17 protein-coding genes are annotated in these 17,662 nt (G+C 40.1%); 13 read left to right on the top strand and 4 right to left on the bottom strand.

Annotated features, from left to right (window positions below; all coding sequences use genetic code 11):
* Positions 1 to 25: 25 nt before the first annotated feature.
* The 11 genes from ACT17O_RS06105 to lacG all read left to right on the top strand — a co-directional run bounded on the left by ACT17O_RS06105 (position 26) and on the right by lacG (position 10,655).
* Positions 26 to 331, top strand: a complete 306-nt coding sequence (locus ACT17O_RS06105; protein ID WP_000590551.1) for a PTS sugar transporter subunit IIB — start codon at positions 26 to 28, stop codon at positions 329 to 331.
* Between the two features lie 54 nt (positions 332 to 385).
* Positions 386 to 1,861 carry a PTS galactitol transporter subunit IIC gene (locus ACT17O_RS06100; protein WP_000382508.1) on the top strand — a complete coding sequence of 492 codons (1,476 nt, stop codon included), beginning with the start codon at positions 386 to 388 and terminating at the stop codon, positions 1,859 to 1,861.
* A 107-nt stretch (positions 1,862 to 1,968) separates the two neighbouring features.
* Positions 1,969 to 2,865, top strand: a complete 897-nt coding sequence (locus ACT17O_RS06095; RefSeq protein ID WP_347097754.1) for an aldose 1-epimerase family protein — start codon at positions 1,969 to 1,971, stop codon at positions 2,863 to 2,865.
* A 286-nt stretch (positions 2,866 to 3,151) separates the two neighbouring features.
* Entirely contained in the window at positions 3,152 to 3,577 is a 426-nt protein-coding gene (lacA, locus tag ACT17O_RS06090; RefSeq protein ID WP_000029277.1) for a galactose-6-phosphate isomerase subunit LacA, read from the top strand.
* A 30-nt stretch (positions 3,578 to 3,607) separates the two neighbouring features.
* Positions 3,608 to 4,123 carry a galactose-6-phosphate isomerase subunit LacB gene (gene lacB, locus ACT17O_RS06085; protein WP_001216921.1) on the top strand — a complete coding sequence of 172 codons (516 nt, stop codon included), beginning with the start codon at positions 3,608 to 3,610 and terminating at the stop codon, positions 4,121 to 4,123.
* Between the two features lie 10 nt (positions 4,124 to 4,133).
* Entirely contained in the window at positions 4,134 to 5,063 is a 930-nt protein-coding gene (locus ACT17O_RS06080) for a tagatose-6-phosphate kinase (RefSeq protein WP_444817238.1), read from the top strand.
* A 1-nt stretch (position 5,064) separates the two neighbouring features.
* A complete protein-coding gene (gene lacD, locus ACT17O_RS06075) occupies positions 5,065 to 6,045 on the top strand; it encodes a tagatose-bisphosphate aldolase (protein WP_444817237.1) in 981 nt (326 codons plus the stop codon).
* A gap of 236 nt (positions 6,046 to 6,281) precedes the next feature.
* Positions 6,282 to 7,118, top strand: coding sequence for a PRD domain-containing protein (locus ACT17O_RS06070; RefSeq protein WP_444817236.1), 837 nt, complete (start codon positions 6,282 to 6,284; stop codon positions 7,116 to 7,118).
* A gap of 34 nt (positions 7,119 to 7,152) precedes the next feature.
* Positions 7,153 to 7,470 carry a PTS lactose/cellobiose transporter subunit IIA gene (locus ACT17O_RS06065; RefSeq protein WP_001078327.1) on the top strand — a complete coding sequence of 106 codons (318 nt, stop codon included), beginning with the start codon at positions 7,153 to 7,155 and terminating at the stop codon, positions 7,468 to 7,470.
* Complete coding sequence (locus ACT17O_RS06060) at positions 7,470 to 9,164, top strand: lactose-specific PTS transporter subunit EIIC (RefSeq protein WP_061421069.1); 1,695 nt, start codon at positions 7,470 to 7,472, stop codon at positions 9,162 to 9,164. Before ACT17O_RS06065 ends, ACT17O_RS06060 begins: the two co-directional genes overlap by 1 nt.
* Positions 9,165 to 9,248: 84 nt before the next feature.
* Positions 9,249 to 10,655: a 6-phospho-beta-galactosidase gene (gene lacG, locus ACT17O_RS06055; RefSeq protein WP_444817235.1), complete on the top strand. Its 1,407-nt coding sequence runs from the start codon at positions 9,249 to 9,251 to the stop codon at positions 10,653 to 10,655.
* Positions 10,656 to 10,694: 39 nt separating this feature from the next.
* Here lacG and ACT17O_RS06050 read toward each other — a convergent pair whose 3' ends face one another.
* The 4 genes from ACT17O_RS06050 to nrdH form a co-directional block, all read right to left on the bottom strand.
* Complete coding sequence (locus ACT17O_RS06050; RefSeq protein ID WP_444817234.1) at positions 10,695 to 11,462, bottom strand: DeoR/GlpR family DNA-binding transcription regulator; 768 nt, start codon at positions 11,460 to 11,462, stop codon at positions 10,695 to 10,697.
* Between the two features lie 139 nt (positions 11,463 to 11,601).
* Positions 11,602 to 12,564: a class 1b ribonucleoside-diphosphate reductase subunit beta gene (nrdF, locus tag ACT17O_RS06045; protein WP_000451378.1), complete on the bottom strand. Its 963-nt coding sequence runs from the start codon at positions 12,562 to 12,564 to the stop codon at positions 11,602 to 11,604.
* Positions 12,565 to 12,758: 194 nt separating this feature from the next.
* A complete protein-coding gene (gene nrdE, locus ACT17O_RS06040) occupies positions 12,759 to 14,918 on the bottom strand; it encodes a class 1b ribonucleoside-diphosphate reductase subunit alpha (RefSeq protein WP_000523274.1) in 2,160 nt (719 codons plus the stop codon).
* A gap of 80 nt (positions 14,919 to 14,998) precedes the next feature.
* Positions 14,999 to 15,217: a glutaredoxin-like protein NrdH gene (nrdH, locus tag ACT17O_RS06035; RefSeq protein ID WP_000259240.1), complete on the bottom strand. Its 219-nt coding sequence runs from the start codon at positions 15,215 to 15,217 to the stop codon at positions 14,999 to 15,001.
* 362 nt (positions 15,218 to 15,579) lie between these two features.
* On the opposite strand from nrdH, the gene ACT17O_RS06030 reads away from it, so the two are divergent.
* Both ACT17O_RS06030 and ptsP read left to right on the top strand, forming a co-directional pair.
* A complete protein-coding gene (locus ACT17O_RS06030; RefSeq protein ID WP_000146948.1) occupies positions 15,580 to 15,843 on the top strand; it encodes a phosphocarrier protein HPr in 264 nt (87 codons plus the stop codon).
* Positions 15,844 to 15,848: 5 nt separating this feature from the next.
* Positions 15,849 to 17,582: a phosphoenolpyruvate--protein phosphotransferase gene (ptsP, locus tag ACT17O_RS06025; RefSeq protein WP_049500730.1), complete on the top strand. Its 1,734-nt coding sequence runs from the start codon at positions 15,849 to 15,851 to the stop codon at positions 17,580 to 17,582.
* Positions 17,583 to 17,662 lie beyond the last annotated feature (80 nt).

Here is a 17,662-nt window from a genome sequence, read left to right as displayed (position 1 = left end):
TTAAAAAAAATCGGAGGAAATCCAAATGATTAAAATTCTTGCTGCCTGCGGTGCAGGTGTTAACTCAAGTCACCAAATTAAAAGTGCTCTAGAAGAAGAACTTTCAAACCGTGGTTATGACGTTCACTGTGATGCCGTCATGGTGAAAGATGTAAACGAAGACCTTATCAAGGGCTACGATATCTTTACACCAATCGCTGCAACTGACCTTGGTTTTGAACCTGGTATTCCAGTAATTGAAGCTGGACCAATCTTGTTCCGTATTCCAGCGATGAGCGCTCCAGTATTTGACAATATTGAAGCAGCTATCAAAGAACACGGACTAAGCTAATTTATTCTTTATCTTGTTAACATTCATATAACTAAAAAAACGGGAGGAACTATTATGGATGTCATTATCGAACTAGCCAATAAGATTTTCAAGCCAGTCTTGGAAATGGGTGGTCCTATCATCATGCTGATCATCTTGACAGTATTGGCTTTACTATTTGGAGTGAAATTCTCCAAAGCGCTTGAAGGTGGTATCAAACTTGCCATCGCCCTTACTGGTATCGGTGCTATCATCGGTATGCTCAACGGAGCTTTCTCAGCATCACTTGCAAAATTCGTTGAAAATACTGGTATTCAATTGAACATCACTGACGTTGGTTGGGCACCACTTGCAACCATCACTTGGGGATCTGCATGGACACTTTACTTCTTGCTTGTAATGTTGATTGTCAACATTGTGATGCTTGCAATGAAGAAAACAGATACACTTGACGTCGATATCTTCGATATCTGGCACTTGTCAATCACTGGTCTTTTGATCAAATGGTACGCAGACAACAATGGAGTTAGCCAAGGGGTTTCACTCTTCATCGCAACTGCAGCAGTTGTCCTTGTAGGTATTTTGAAAATCATCAACTCTGATTTGATGAAACCAACTTTCGACGACCTTCTTAATGCACCAAGTTCATCACCAATGACTTCAACTCACATGAACTACATGATGAACCCAGTTATCATGGTCTTGGATAAAATCTTTGATAAAGTATTGCCTGGTCTCGATAAATATGACTTTGACGCTGCAAAATTGAACAAAAAAATCGGTTTCTGGGGATCTAAATTCTTTATCGGTTTCATCCTTGGTATTGTTATTGGTTTGATGGGGACTCCACACCCAGTTGCTGGAGTAGAAGGAGCTGATAAATGGGAACTTGTTATTAAAGGTTGGTTGAGCCTTGGTTTGACTGCCGGTGTAGCTTTGGAACTCTTCTCACTTATCGGATCATGGTTCATCGCAGCCGTAGAACCACTCTCACAAGGTATTACAAACGTTGCTACTAAACGTCTTCAAGGACGTAAATTCAACATCGGTCTTGACTGGCCTTTCATCGCTGGTCGCGCTGAAATCTGGGCTTGTGCTAACGTACTTGCTCCAATCATGCTAGTAGAAGCTGTGCTTCTTTCAAACGTCGGTAATGGTATCTTGCCACTTGCAGGTATCATCGCTATGGGTGTGACTCCAGCTCTCTTGGTTGTTACACGTGGTAAATTGCTCCGTATGATTATCTTCGGAACACTCTTGTTGCCTCTCTTCCTTCTTTCTGGTACTCTTATCGCTCCATTTGCAACTGAACTTGCTAAAGGTGTAGGTGCCTTCCCAGAAGGTGTGAGCCAAACTCAATTGATCACTCACTCAACTCTTGAAGGACCAATTGAAAAACTATTTGGTTGGGCAATCGGTAATGCTACAACAGGTGATATCAAAGCAATCCTTGGTGCAGCAGTCTTCCTTGTATTCTATGTAGGTATCTTTGCTTGGTATAGAAAACAAATGATCAAACGTAACGAAGAATACGCAGCAAATGCTAAATAATTCGCTCCTATAAAATGTAAATTGTGAAAACTAGGTTGTTAATTTCCTACATTGGGAGTGGCAACCTAGTTTTTTATATAAAAATCTAAAAATAGTTGGAGAACATTATGGTAATTGAAATCAAATCAGACCAGTTAACGGTCCAGTTTAAAACCTTAGGTGGCGCCTTGTCGTCGATCAAGGATCGAGAGGGCATTGAGTATCTGTGGCAAGGAGATGCCACTTACTGGAGTGGACAAGCCCCAGTACTTTTTCCAATCTGCGGCTCTTTAAGAGAGGATACAGCCTTCTACAGTCATGCAGATGGAACGGAGACGAAAGGAAACATTCCTCGTCATGGTTTGGTTCGTAAAAATGAATTTAAGTTAGTGGATCAAACAGAAAATAGCGTAACTTTTGCTATCGAAGATGATGAGAATACATATCAAAACTATCCTTATCATTTCCGCCTTGAAATCACTTATCTAGTGACTGGCAAGACTGTTCGTACTCAATACAAGATTTTCAATAAAGAAACTAATAAAGTAATGCCATTCTTTATAGGAGGACATCCAGGCTTTAATTGTCCTCTACTTGATGATGAAGTCTATGAAGATTATTATCTAGAGTTTGAGGAAGAAGAGACTTGCTCTGTTCCCCGTCCTTTCCCAGAAACAGGAATGTTAGACTTCCAAGATAGAAGTCCATGGTTGGATTCACAAAAGGAAGTGGACCTCAGTTACGATCTGTTTAGTGTTGATGCAGTGACTTTGGATGAGTTGCAATCCAGAACAATTGCCCTTCGTTCTCGTAAGCATGAGAAGGGATTAAAAGTAAACTTCCAAGAGTTTTCAAATCTTATTATCTGGTCAACTTTGAATAAGGGACCATTCATTGCGTTTGAACCTTGGTCTGGCTTGTCAACATCTCTTGAAGAAGGAGATCATTTAGAAGATAAGAAGAATGTTCGTCTCCTAGAACCTGGTCAAGTAGATCAGATTGGCTTTGATATTGAAATATTTTAGATAAAAAACTACAAAAACAAACATTTACTGTTGACTTTTTCTATAAATAGGAGTATATTATGTTTGTAAACAACAAATGATGTTTGTAACAAACAAACAATCACTTGTTATATTCTCTTTCGTGGAGAAGGATTATTTCTAGGAAATTGGTTTCCTGGACTTGGATAAGGTGTTATTCATCTCATTCAATCAAATTTGTCACTAAACTGCTAGAAAATCTTTTGTAGGTAAACTGCTAACTATAAAAGTTTTTACTAGCCTAGAAAAATAAAAAGGAGTAAACAATATGTCTATTGTTATCGGTGCAGATGCTGCAGGTTTGAGATTGAAAGAAGTTGTGAAAGACTTCTTGGAAAAAGAAAACTTCCACGTTGTGGATGTTACAGCTGAAGGTCAAGATTTTGTTGATGTGACTCTTGCTGTTGCTGCAGAAGTAAACAAAGAAGAACAAAATCTTGGTATCGTGATTGATGCTTATGGAGCTGGTCCATTTATGGTCGCAACTAAAATCAAAGGAATGGTTGCCGCAGAAGTATCTGACGAACGTTCAGCTTATATGACTCGTGGACACAACAACTCACGTATGATCACTATGGGTGCACAACTTGTTGGTGATGAATTGGCTAAAAATATTGCTAAAGGTTTTGTTAACGGTAAATACGACGGTGGCCGTCACCAAATTCGTGTTGATATGTTGAACAAAATGTGCTAATTAGATTACAGTAAGAAAGGTAAGTTAAAAATGAGAATTGCAATTGGATGTGACCACATCGTAACAGATGAAAAAATGGCGGTTTCAGAATTTTTGAAATCAAAAGGATATGAAGTCATCGACTTTGGTACCTATGACCACACACGTACTCACTACCCAATCTTTGGTAAAAAAGTTGGTGAAGCTGTAACTAGCGGTCAAGCTGATCTTGGGGTATGTATCTGTGGTACTGGTGTTGGTATCAACAACGCTGTCAACAAAGTCCCAGGAGTTCGTTCTGCCCTGGTTCGTGATATGACAACAGCTCTTTATGCAAAAGAACAATTGAACGCCAATGTTATTGGTTTTGGTGGTAAAATCACTGGTGAATTGCTCATGTGTGATATCATTGAAGCTTTTATCAATGCTGAATACAAACCATCAGAAGAAAACAAAAAATTGATTGCGAAAATTGAGCACGTTGAAACTCACAATGCTCATCAAGCAGATGCAAACTTCTTTACAGAATTCCTTGAAAAATGGGATCGCGGTGAATACCACGACTAAGAGGTGACGCATGATTTTAACAGTCACAATGAATCCATCCATTGATATTTCTTATCCTTTGGATGAATTGAAAATTGACACTGTCAACCGCGTGGTGGACGTGACCAAGACAGCTGGTGGTAAAGGCCTCAATGTTACACGAGTGCTTTCAGAATTTGGTGATTCTGTTGTTGCTACTGGTTTGGTCGGTGGTAAACTTGGAGAGTTTTTAGTAGAGCATATCGACGATAAAGTAACGAAACGTTTCTTCTCCATTCAAGGAGAGACTCGTAACTGTATCGCTATTCTGCACGGAGATAACCAAACAGAAATCCTTGAAAAAGGTCCCGAAGTTCTTGAACAAGAAGGGCAAGATTTCTTGGCTCATTTCGAAAATCTTCTTGACACTGTGGAAGTAGTAGCCATCTCTGGTAGTCTGCCAGCAGGTCTTCCAGTTGACTACTATGCAAGCTTAGTAGAACTTGCTAATCGCGCAGGAAAACCAGTTGTTCTGGATTGCTCAGGTGCTGCCCTTCAGGCGGTTCTTGAATCACCACATAAACCAACAGTAATCAAACCAAATAACGAAGAATTGTCTCAGCTTCTTGGGAAAGAAGTTTCTGAGGATTTGGATGAATTAAAAGAAGTTCTTCAAGAGCCTCTATTTGCAGGGATTGAGTGGATTATCGTGTCACTTGGTGCAAATGGTGCTTTTGCAAAACATGGTGACACTTTCTACAAAGTAGATATTCCAAGAATTCAGGTAGTCAATCCTGTTGGATCTGGTGATTCTACTGTGGCAGGGATTTCATCAGGACTTCTTCATAAGGAATCGGATGCAGAACTCCTCATCAAGGCAAATGTCCTTGGTATGCTTAATGCTCAAGAAAAAATGACAGGTCATGTGAATATGGCCAACTATCAAGCTCTATATGATCAATTAATAGTAAAAGAGGTATAAAATGGCTTTAACAGAACAAAAACGTGCACGCTTAGAAAAACTCTCTGACGAGAACGGCATTATCTCAGCCCTTGCCTTTGACCAACGTGGTGCTTTGAAACGCCTCATGGCTCAATACCAAACAGAAGAACCAACAGTGGCTCAAATGGAAGAACTTAAAGTATTGGTTGCAGATGAATTGACAAAATACGCATCCTCTATGCTTCTAGACCCTGAGTATGGACTTCCAGCTACAAAAGCGCTTGATGCCAACGCCGGTCTTCTCCTTGCTTATGAAAAAACGGGTTATGACACAACTAGCACTAAACGCTTGCCTGACTGCTTGGATGTTTGGTCTGCCAAACGCATTAAAGAACAAGGTGCAGACGCTGTCAAATTCTTGCTTTACTACGATGTAGACAGCGCTGACGAACTCAACCAAGAAAAACAAGCTTACATCGAACGCATCGGTTCAGAGTGTGTGGCGGAAGACATTCCATTCTTCCTTGAAATCTTGGCTTACGATGAAAAAATCGCTGACGCAGGTTCTGCAGAATACGCCAAAGTAAAACCACACAAGGTTATCGGCGCTATGAAGGTCTTCTCAGACCCACGTTTCAACATCGATGTCTTGAAAGTGGAAGTTCCAGTCAACGTCAAATACGTTGAAGGCTTTGGCGATGGTGAAATCGTTCATACACGTGAAGCAGCAGCAGCCTTCTTCAAAGCTCAAGATGAAGCAACTAACTTGCCGTATATCTACTTGAGTGCGGGTGTATCAGCTAAACTCTTCCAAGAAACGCTTGTCTTTGCTCACGAATCAGGCGCAAACTTCAACGGCGTTCTTTGTGGCCGTGCAACTTGGGCTGGATCAGTTGAAGCTTACATCAAAGATGGTGAGGCAGCAGCTCGTGAATGGCTACGCACAACTGGATTTGAGAACATTGACGAACTCAACAAGGTTCTTCAAACAACAGCAACTTCATGGACTGAACGTGTATAAGTTTTCCCCCTAATCTTAGGAACATTGATCTAAATAAAAATTTTAAAAAAAGTTGAATGTAAAGGTTTACAAAAAAACTTACTTGTGCTATACTTAAATCACAAGTTAATACAAGGTGAGTGTTACTAAGTAATATTAGGCATGATCACAGGTGAATTAGAAATCGGCTGATTTTCTAGTTCATTTGTGGTCATTTTTTGTACTCATATACCTTTAAGAGATAAAAGGAGGTTGCCATGTATCGAATTCTAAACCCAATGAATCACAACGTCTCGCTTGTCAGAAATGACAAAGGAGAAGAGGTGATTGTGATTGGTAAGGGGATTGCATTTGGGAAAAAGAAGGGGGATTTAATTTCTGAAGATCAAGTTGAGAAAATCTTTCGGATGAAGACAGAAGAGTCAAGAGAAAACTTTATGGCTCTCCTCAAAGATGTTCCGCTTGATTTTATCACAGTGACCTATGAGATTATTGATAAGCTTTCTAAGAAATATCATTATCCGATTCAAGAATATCTCTATGTGACCTTGACGGATCATATTTACTGTTCTTATCAAGCTCTAACACAAGGAAGGTACAAGGATAGTAATCTGCCAGATATTTCCACTAAGTATCCTGTCGCTTTTCAAATCGCAAAGGAAGCCTTTGAAATCTATCGTCAGAAGTTGACAGATCATTTCCCTGAAGATGAAATTATTCGGATCGCTTATCATTTCATCAATGCCGAAGGTGAGAATGAAGTGGAAGTTGTGGAGTCGATAGATAAGAGGAAAGAAATTCTCAGGAATGTTGAAGAAGTGCTAAAGGGTTATGCAATTCAACGAACCAAAGAGAATAATCATTTCTATGATCGTTTTATGATTCATCTCAACTATTTCTTGGATTATTTAGACAGATCTAGAGATGATAATCAATCACTTCTGGATATGGAAGATCATATTAAACAATCCTATCCAAAAGCATTTGAGATTGGTTCCAAAATCTATGATGTGATTACGCAACATACTGGTCTTGATTTGTATAAGAGTGAGCGAGTTTATCTAGTTCTACATATACAACGTTTACTGTCATAAGATTTATCAAACAATATATAAGGAGGACTCTATTATGAATAGAGAAGAAGTAACATTATTAGGTTTTGAGATTGTTGCCTATGCTGGCGATGCTCGTTCAAAACTATTGGAAGCCTTGAAAGCTGCTGAAGCTGGCGATTTTGCGAAAGCTGATACTCTCGTAGAGGAAGCTGGTGGTTGCATCGCTGAGGCACACCACGCGCAAACAAGTCTATTGACCAAGGAGGCAGCTGGTGAGGACTTAGCTTATAGTGTAACCATGATGCATGGTCAAGACCACTTGATGACAACTATCTTGTTAAAAGATTTGATGCACCATTTAATCGAACTCTATAAGAGAGGAGTTAAGTAATGAACAAACTAATTTCATTTATCGAGAAAGGGAAGCCTTTCTTTGAGAAACTATCTCGTAATATCTATCTTCGTGCTATTCGTGATGGTTTCATCGCTGGTATGCCCGTTATTCTCTTCTCAAGTATCTTTATCTTGATTGCTTTTGTACCAAACTCATGGGGCTTTAAATGGTCTGATGATGTTGTTAATCTCCTCATGAAACCTTATAGTTATTCAATGGGGATTCTAGCTCTCTTGGTAGCTGGTACAACAGCTAAGTCATTGACCGACTCAGTAAACCGTAGCATGGAGAAAACCAATCAAATCAACTATATGTCAACACTATTGGCAGCGATTGTTGGTTTGTTGATGTTAGCAGCTGACCCGATTGAAGGTGGCTTTGCGACAGGTTTCCTTGGGACAAAAGGCTTGCTTTCAGCCTTTCTTGCTGCCTTTGTAACCGTAGCAATCTATAAGGTTTGTGTTAAGAACAACGTCACTATTCGCATGCCTGACGAAGTTCCACCAAATATCTCACAAGTCTTTAAAGATGTGATTCCATTCACTCTATCAGTGGTTTCTCTTTATGCTCTTGATTTACTAGCTCGTCATTTTGTTGGAGCCAGTGTAGCAGAATCAATCGGTAAATTCTTTGCACCATTATTCTCTGCAGCTGATGGCTATCTTGGTATTACCATTATCTTTGGTGCCTTTGCCTTCTTCTGGTTTGTTGGTATCCATGGTCCATCTATCGTTGAACCAGCAATCGCAGCTATTACCTATGCAAATGCCGAAGTAAACTTGAACCTTCTCCAACAAGGTATGCACGCTGACAAGATTCTTACTTCTGGTACACAAATGTTTATCGTTACCATGGGTGGTACTGGTGCGACACTGGTTGTTCCATTCATGTTCATGTGGTTAACAAAATCAAAACGTAACCGTGCAATCGGACGTGCGTCTGTTGTTCCAACATTCTTTGGAGTAAACGAACCAATCCTGTTTGGTGCGCCACTTGTCTTGAACCCAATTTTCTTTATTCCATTTATCTTTGCTCCAATCGCAAACGTATGGATCTTTAAATTCTTTATTGAAACGCTTGGCATGAACTCATTTACTGCCAACCTTCCTTGGACAACACCAGGTCCGCTCGGTATTGTTCTCGGTACAAACTTCCAATTCTTGTCATTTGTACTTGCTGCTTTGTTAATTCTTGTTGACGTAGCTATTTACTATCCATTCCTCAAGGTTTATGATGAACAAATCCTTGAAGAAGAACGTTCTGGTAAAGCCAATGATGAATTAAAAGAAAAAGTAGCTGCAAACTTCAATACTGCTAAAGCAGATGCGATTCTTGAAAAAGCTGGTGTAGAAGCAGCGCAAAACACAATTACTGAAGAAACCAATGTTCTCGTTCTCTGTGCAGGCGGAGGTACAAGTGGTCTCCTTGCAAATGCTCTAAACAAAGCAGCTGCGGAGTACAAGGTTCCTGTTAAAGCAGCAGCTGGTGGCTATGGAGCTCACCGTGAAATGTTGCCTGAGTTTGATCTGGTTATCCTTGCTCCTCAAGTAGCTTCAAACTTTGAAGACATGAAGGCCGAAACCGACAAACTTGGTATCAAACTTGCCAAGACAGAAGGTGGCCAATACATTAAACTGACTCGTGACGGAAAAGGCGCTCTTGCCTTTGTTCAAGCGCAGTTCGAAGAATAAAATGTAAATAGCAAAGAAGTGAGATGGAAGAACTCCTCCCAACTATACCCCCATCTCATTTCTATTTCTTGAAAGGTGAATCAAATGACAAAAACACTTCCAAAAGACTTTATTTTTGGCGGGGCAACAGCAGCCTATCAAGCAGAAGGTGCGACCAATACTGATGGTAAAGGACCAGTTGCCTGGGACAAATACCTCAAAGATAACTACTGGTACACTGCTGAACCAGCCAGTGATTTCTATCACAAATACCCAGTTGACCTCAAACTTGCAGAAGAGTATGGTGTCAATGGTATCCGTATTTCAATCGCTTGGTCACGTATCTTTCCAACTGGTTATGGGAAGATTAATGACAAGGGGGTTGAGTTCTATCATAATCTATTTGCAGAATGTCACAAACGGCATGTTGAGCCCTTTGTAACTCTTCATCACTTTGATACGCCAGAAGCTCTACATTCAAATGGAGACTTCTTAAACCGTGAAAACATTGAACACTTTGTAGACTACGCGGCTTTCTGTTTTGAAGAATTCCCAGAAGTAAACTATTGGACAACCTTTAATGAAATTGGACCAATCGGTGATGGTCAGTATTTGATTGGGAAATTCCCTCCAGGTATTCAGTACGACCTTGCCAAAGTCTTCCAATCGCACCACAATATGATGGTGTCGCATGCACGTGCAGTCAAGTTATATAAAGATAAAGGTTATAAAGGTGAAATTGGTGTGGTTCATGCCCTGCCTACTAAATATCCTCTAGATCCTGAAAATCAAGCAGATGTTCGTGCTGCTGAGCTGGAAGATATCATCCACAATAAATTTATTTTGGATGCGACTTATCTAGGACGATATTCCGAAGAAACCATGGAAGGTGTCAACCATATCTTAGCAGTCAATGGTGGAAGCTTAGATTTGCGTGAAGAAGACTTCGCTGTGCTAGAAGCTGCAAAAGACTTGAACGACTTCCTTGGAATTAACTACTACATGAGTGATTGGATGCAAGCCTTTGATGGAGAAACTGAAATTATCCATAATGGTAAAGGTGAGAAAGGAAGCTCTAAGTACCAAATCAAAGGTGTTGGTCGTCGTGTAGCTCCTGATTATGTACCACGTACGGATTGGGATTGGATTATCTACCCTCAAGGTTTGTATGACCAAATCATGCGGGTGAAGAAAGATTATCCTAACTACAACAAGATTTACATTACTGAAAATGGTCTTGGATACAAAGATGAGTTTGTTGATAACACTGTTTACGATGATGGTCGTATTGATTATGTTAAGAAACATATCGAAGTGATTGCAGATGCAATCTCTGATGGAGCCAACGTCAAAGGCTACTTTATCTGGTCATTGATGGACGTCTTCTCATGGTCAAACGGTTATGAAAAACGTTATGGCCTCTTCTATGTTGATTTTGAAACTCAGGAGCGCTATCCAAAGAAATCGGCTCACTGGTACAAGAAACTAGCTGAGACACAACTTATTGATTAAAATTCAACAAAAATTCCCCGCCAAAAGGCAGGGGAATTTTTATGGTTTTGATAAAAGAATGGTTGTTTGTTTTGACAGGTCTTCAAATGTTTCCTGACTTAGTTTGGAATCTGAAACGATGGTATCAATCTCTGAGATATTGTAGAAAGTATAAAAATCAAACTTATTAAACTTACTGTGGTCTGCCAGTAAGTATTTTTTATTGGCATTGTTCAGGGCGATTCGTTGAACCTCGCCCTCTTCTTCACTGAAAGTAGCAATTGCCTTATCCTTAATACCATTACAACTTACAAAAGCTTTAGAAAACTGAAGATTGGCTAAATCCTGCAGGGTAAGTGTTCCCACAAAAGCTCCAGTGATAGAGCGATAATTTCCACCAATCAAGATCAAATCTGTTAGTTTTCGTTCGTTTAGGATGAGAAAGACAGGAAGACTGTTTGTTACAACACGAATGTTATCGATAGGGAGTTCACGAGCAAAACATTCTAAGGTTGTTCCTGGACCAATAAAAATGGTTTCACCTTCGTCAATCAAATGACCTGCAAAACGGCTAATTTCTTGTTTTTCAGCAATCTGCAAGCCTTGTTTTTCGATGTTTGAGCGTTCGTTGTTTAAGAGAGAACCTGTACGAAGTTTTTCAGCGCCACCATGCACACGGACCAGCAAATCCTTGTCTGCTAGTTCTTGTAAATAGCGGCGAGCTGTCATATCTGACACATCAAGACTCTCCATAATCTCTTTTACAGTAATAGTGCCTTTTGTGTTTACTGCTTCTAGAATACTATCTAGTTTTTCTTGCTTTAGCATCCTTATCACCTCGATTTCTACTATTATTATCTTACCATAAAACGCTCAATCAATCAAATAGAAAAAAACAAAATAAAACAAAAACAAAAATATCATGGTTGTTTTAAACAAACCATGATATTTTGAATGATTGGTCAAATTAGTCCAAACCGTAGTTGTAATCCTCGTCTTGCATGGCTTCAACTTCACCAAGGAGGTAACCATTTCCGACTTGAGAGAAGAAGTCGTGGTTAGAAGTTCCTGTTGAAATACCGTTCATGACGATAGGATTGACATCATCTGCTGAATCTGGGAAGAGTGGATCTTGTCCAAGATTCATCAGAGCCTTATTGGCATTGTAGCGAAGGAAGGTTTTAACTTCTTCGGTCCAACCAACACCGTCATAGAGACTTTCAGTATAACCTTCTTCGTTCTCGTAGAGAGTGTAGAGCAGGTCGTACATCCATTCTTTAAGTTTTTCTTGCTCTTCTTCAGGCAATTCATTGAAACCAAGTTGGAATTTGTAACCAATGTAAGTTCCGTGAACAGACTCATCACGAATGATCAGTTTGATGATTTCCGCAACGTTGGCCAGTTTGTTGTTACCAAGATAGTAAAGTGGTGTAAAGAAACCAGAGTAGAAGAGGAAGGTTTCAAGGAAAACGCTGGCAACTTTCTTTTCTAGTGGGCTACCATTGAGGTAAATTTCGTTGATAATTTCAGCTTTTCTTTGAAGGTAGGGGTTAGTGTTGGTCCATTCAAAGATTTCTTCAATTTCAGCCTTGGTATTCAAGGTTGAAAAGATAGAAGAGTAAGATTTTGCGTGAACAGATTCCATAAATTGGATGTTGTTGAAAACAGCTTCCTCATGCGGTGTACGGATGTCTGAACGAAGAGCCTGAACCCCTGTTTCTGACTGCATGGTATCAAGAAGCGTTAAACCACCAAAGACTTTTCCTACTAAGTCTTTTTCCTTGTTTGATAGTTTTCTCCAGTCGTCAAGGTCATTTGACAAGGGGATACGAGTGTCGAGCCAGAATTGCTCTGTCAGCTTTTCCCAAGTTGATTTGTCTATGACATCTTCGATGGCATTCCAGTTAATGGCTTTGTAGTAAGTTTCCATTTGAAATCTCTTTCTGTATGTAATAATGCGATTGCCGAATCATCTCTATTTTATCATAGTCTGAGAAGAGTATCGCACAAAAAGTCGGAAGCCCGACTTTTTAGTTTTTCATAGTATTTAAGATACTTATCAAGTTTTGTCTGGCGGTTAACTTAATCAGTAGTCTGAGAAAACGTGGCTACCTCAGATAAAAATTAAATTACACAGCTTTCACATTGGTTAGCACCGACTTCTCCACCATCATCTGTAAAGGTACGGACGTAGTAGATAGACTTGATACCCTTGTTGAAGGCATAGTTACGAAGGATAGACAAGTCACGTGTCGTTTGTTTGTTCTCTTTCTTCCATTCGTAAAGACCTTTTGGAATGTCGCTACGCATGAAGAGAGTGAGTGAAAGTCCTTGATCCACGTGTTCAGTTGCGGCAGCGTAAACATCAATCACCTTACGCATATCCATGTCATAAGCAGAAGTGTAGTAAGGAATGGTATCTGTAGACAATCCTGCGGCAGGGTAGTAAATCTTACCTATTTTCTTCTCTTGGCGTTCTTCGATACGTTGTGTAATAGGATGGATAGAAGCAGAAACGTCGTTGATGTAGCTGATAGAACCATTTGGAGCAACAGCTAGACGGTTTTGATGGTAAAGTCCATCTGCTTGAACCTTTTCTCGAAGTTCAGCCCAGTCAGTAGCACTTGGGATAAAGACATCTTTAAAGAGTTCTTTAACACGGTCTGATTTTGGAACAAATTCGCCAGTTACATACTTGTCAAAGTAGCTACCGTTAGCATAGTCTGATTTTTCAAAGTTGTGGAAGGTGATACCACGTTCACGCGCGATGTTATTAGATTCTACCAAGGTCCAGTAGTTCATAAGCATAAAGTAGATGCTAGTGAATTCAACAGACTCAGCTGATCCATATTCGATGAGTTGTTGGGCAAGGTAACTATGAAGCCCCATGGCACCAAGACCAAAGGTGTGAGCTAAACTGTTTCCGTGGTCGATAGTAGGGACAGCTACGATGTGTGAACTATCTGTAACGAAAGTAAGGGCACGAACCATAGCGCGAATAGAACGACCAAAGTCAGGTGAAGTCATCATGTTGACCACATTTGTTGATCCAAGGTTACATGAAACGTCCGTTCCCATTTGAAGGAATTCTTGAGCATCGTTGATCAAGCTTGGTTCTTGAACTTGAAGAATCTCAGAACACAAGTTACTCATGATAATCTTACCATCAACGGGATTAGCACGGTTGGCTGTATCAATGTTGACGACATAAGGGTAACCAGACTCTTGTTGCAATTTAGAAATTTCCGTTTCCAAATCACGAGCTTTGATTTTTGTCTTGCGGATATTTGGATTTGCGACCAATTCATCGTATTTTTCAGTGATGTCGATGTAGTTGAATGGCACACCATACTCAAGTTCTACAGAGTACGGGCTGAAGAGGTACATTTCTTCATTTTTACGAGCCAATTCGTAGAATTTATCGGGCACCACAACTCCAAGTGAGAGGGTCTTAACACGAACCTTTTCATCAGCATTTTCTTTCTTAGTTGAAAGGAAAGCGATGATATCTGGGTGAAAGACATTGAGGTAGACAACCCCAGCACCTTGACGTTGCCCGAGTTGGTTTGAGTAAGAGAAACTGTCTTCGAAGAGTTTCATAACTGGTACGACACCAGAAGCAGCACCTTCATAACCTTTAATAGGAGCTCCAGCTTCACGAAGGTTGCTGAGGGAAATTCCCACACCACCACCGATACGTGAAAGTTGGAGAGCTGAGTTGATGGAACGGCCGATAGAGTTCATGTCATCAGTTACTTGAATCAAGAAACAAGATACCAACTCCCCACGGCGAGCACGACCTGCGTTCAAGAAGGAAGGAGTAGCTGGTTGGTAGCGTTGGTGGATGATTTCATTGGCAATATCAGTCGCAATCGCTTCATCCCCGTCAGCAAAGTAAAGTGCATTAAAGAAGACACGGTCTTCCATGCTTTCAAGGTAATATTCACCGTCATTAGTCTTCAAGGCATACTGGTTGTAAAACTTATAGGCAGCCATGAATGATTTGAATTGGAAGTTTTGGTCCTTGATAAATTGATGCAATTCTTCCAAAAACTCTGGACGGTACTTCTTTAGAAATGCAGTTTCGATATAGTTATGTTCAATAAGGTAGTTGATTTTATCAGTAATTGAATCAAAAACCATGGTATTTGGAACCACATTTTCTTTAAAGAAGGCATCCAAGGCTTCCTTATCTTTATGAAGCATGATTTGTCCATTGACAGGACGGTTGATTTCGTTATTGAGACGGAAGTAAGTTACGTCCTCAAGATGTTTTAATCCCATAAAATTTCCCTTATCTAATTACAAAAGAAAGGCCTCTAAGTTAGCCCTAGAAGCAATCTCTTCTGGATGATGTACTAAGATTATGCTAATTGTTTCAGTTTTCCTGGTTGGAAGCCTGAAAAGACTTCAGTTGGTGTTTGGATAACAGGAGCTGCGCTGAAACCGAGCTCTTTAACTTGATCGATGTACTCTGGTTGCTCGTCGAGATTGATCTCACGATAAGCGACATTGTTGCTGTCCAAGAAACGTTTGGTCATCTTACATTGGACACAGTTGTTTTTAGAATAAACGGTTACCATTTTCGTAACTCCTCTTTCAAAATAGATTACTTTCTTAGTATATCAGAAAAAAAAACTTTGTCAAACTTTTTAAACTAAATCTTGTGCTAAAAAGTTACAGTTTCAAAAACAAAGCACAATATATAGTGTTTTGTCAGAGTGTAAAATTGGGTTTTCATTGAACTATCAAAGTTTATCAAAACAAAAAAACTATATACTGTATATTGGTAAGATAAATAGAAGATTTTCAGCAAGTTATCTGAAAGGAAATAGAAGAAAGTCCATAAAACACTTGAAAAATAATCTAGAAGGTGATATAATACAGTCTTGTAAGGGTTATCACATATAATCCAAATAAGAAACAATTAAAGGAGAGTCAAACTATGGCTTCTAAAGATTTCCACGTAGTGGCAGAAACAGGTATTCATGCACGTCCAGCAACATTGTTGGTTCAAACAGCTAGCAAATTTGCTTCAGATATCACTCTTGAGTACAAAGGTAAATCAGTAAACCTTAAATCAATCATGGGTGTTATGAGTCTTGGTGTTGGCCAAGGTGCTGACGTTACAATTTCAGCTGAAGGTGCAGATGCTGACGATGCAATCGCTGCAATCACTGAAACTATGGAAAAAGAAGGATTGGCATAAGGAAAATGACAGAAATGCTTAAAGGAATCGCAGCATCTGACGGTGTTGCAGTTGCAAAAGCATATCTACTCGTTCAACCGGATTTGTCATTTGAGACTGTTACAGTCGAAGATACAAACGCAGAAGAAGCTCGCCTTGATGCCGCTCTACAGGCATCACAAGACGAGCTTTCTGTTATTCGTGAGAAAGCAGTAGGTACGCTCGGTGAAGAAGCAGCTCAAGTTTTTGACGCTCACTTAATGGTTCTTGCTGACCCAGAAATGATCAGCCAAATCAAGGAAACAATCCGCGCGAAGAAAGTGAATGCAGAAGCAGGTCTTAAAGAAGTTACAGACATGTTTATCACTATCTTTGAAGGCATGGAAGACAACCCGTACATGCAAGAACGTGCAGCGGATATCCGCGACGTGACAAAACGTGTATTGGCTAACCTCCTTGGTAAAAAATTGCCAAACCCAGCTTCTATCAACGAAGAAGTGATTGTGATTGCGCATGACTTGACTCCTTCAGACACAGCTCAATTGGACAAAAACTTTGTAAAAGCTTTTGTAACCAACATTGGTGGACGTACAAGCCACTCTGCTATCATGGCGCGTACGCTTGAAATTGCAGCAGTATTGGGTACAAACAATATCACTGAAATCGTTAAAGATGGTGACATTCTTGCCGTTAACGGTATCACAGGTGAAGTTATTATCAACCCAACTGATGAGCAAGCGGCTGAATTCAAGGCTGCTGGTGAAGCTTATGCGAAACAAAAAGCTGAATGGGCTCTCTTGAAAGATGCACAAACAGTAACTGCTGATGGCAAACACTTTGAATTGGCTGCCAACATCGGTACTCCAAAGGACGTTGAAGGTGTCAATGACAACGGTGCTGAAGCTGTTGGTCTTTACCGTACAGAGTTCTTGTACATGGATTCTCAAGACTTCCCAACAGAAGACGAGCAGTACGAAGCTTACAAGGCTGTACTTGAAGGAATGAACGGTAAACCTGTTGTCGTTCGTACAATGGATATCGGTGGAGATAAGGAACTTCCATACTTCGATATGCCTCACGAAATGAACCCATTCCTTGGATTCCGTGCCCTTCGTATCTCTATCTCTGAGACTGGAGATGCTATGTTCCGCACACAAATCCGTGCCCTTCTTCGTGCGTCTGTTCACGGTCAATTGCGTATCATGTTCCCAATGGTTGCGCTCTTGAAAGAATTCCGTGCAGCGAAAGCAGTCTTTGACGAAGAAAAAGCAAACCTTCTTGCTGAAGGTGTTGCAGTTGCGGATAATATCCAAGTTGGTATCATGATCGAAATCCCAGCAGCAGCAATGCTTGCAGACCAATTTGCTAAAGAAGTTGACTTCTTCTCAATTGGTACAAACGACTTGATCCAATACACAATGGCAGCAGACCGTATGAACGAACAAGTTTCATACCTTTACCAACCATACAACCCATCAATCCTTCGTTTGATTAACAACGTTATCAAAGCAGCTCACGCTGAAGGTAAATGGGCTGGTATGTGTGGTGAGATGGCTGGTGACCAACAAGCTGTTCCACTTCTTGTCGGAATGGGCTTGGATGAGTTCTCTATGTCAGCAACATCAGTACTTCGTACACGTAGCTTGATGAAGAAACTCGATACAGCTAAGATGGAAGAGTACGCAAACCGTGCCCTTACAGAATGCTCAACAATGGAAGAAGTTCTTGAACTTCAAAAAGAATACGTTAATTTTGATTAATCGAAAAGTCCTTGCAACTCAGTTGCAGGGATTTTTTTAAAGAATTTTCAAGCTAATTTTTCTTATATAAAGTCCAATCT

The sequence above is a fragment of the Streptococcus sp. HJ1 genome (genome assembly GCF_052399005.1).
GTDB lineage: Bacteria > Bacillota > Bacilli > Lactobacillales > Streptococcaceae > Streptococcus.
This window is presented reverse-complemented; position numbering and strand designations above follow the sequence as displayed.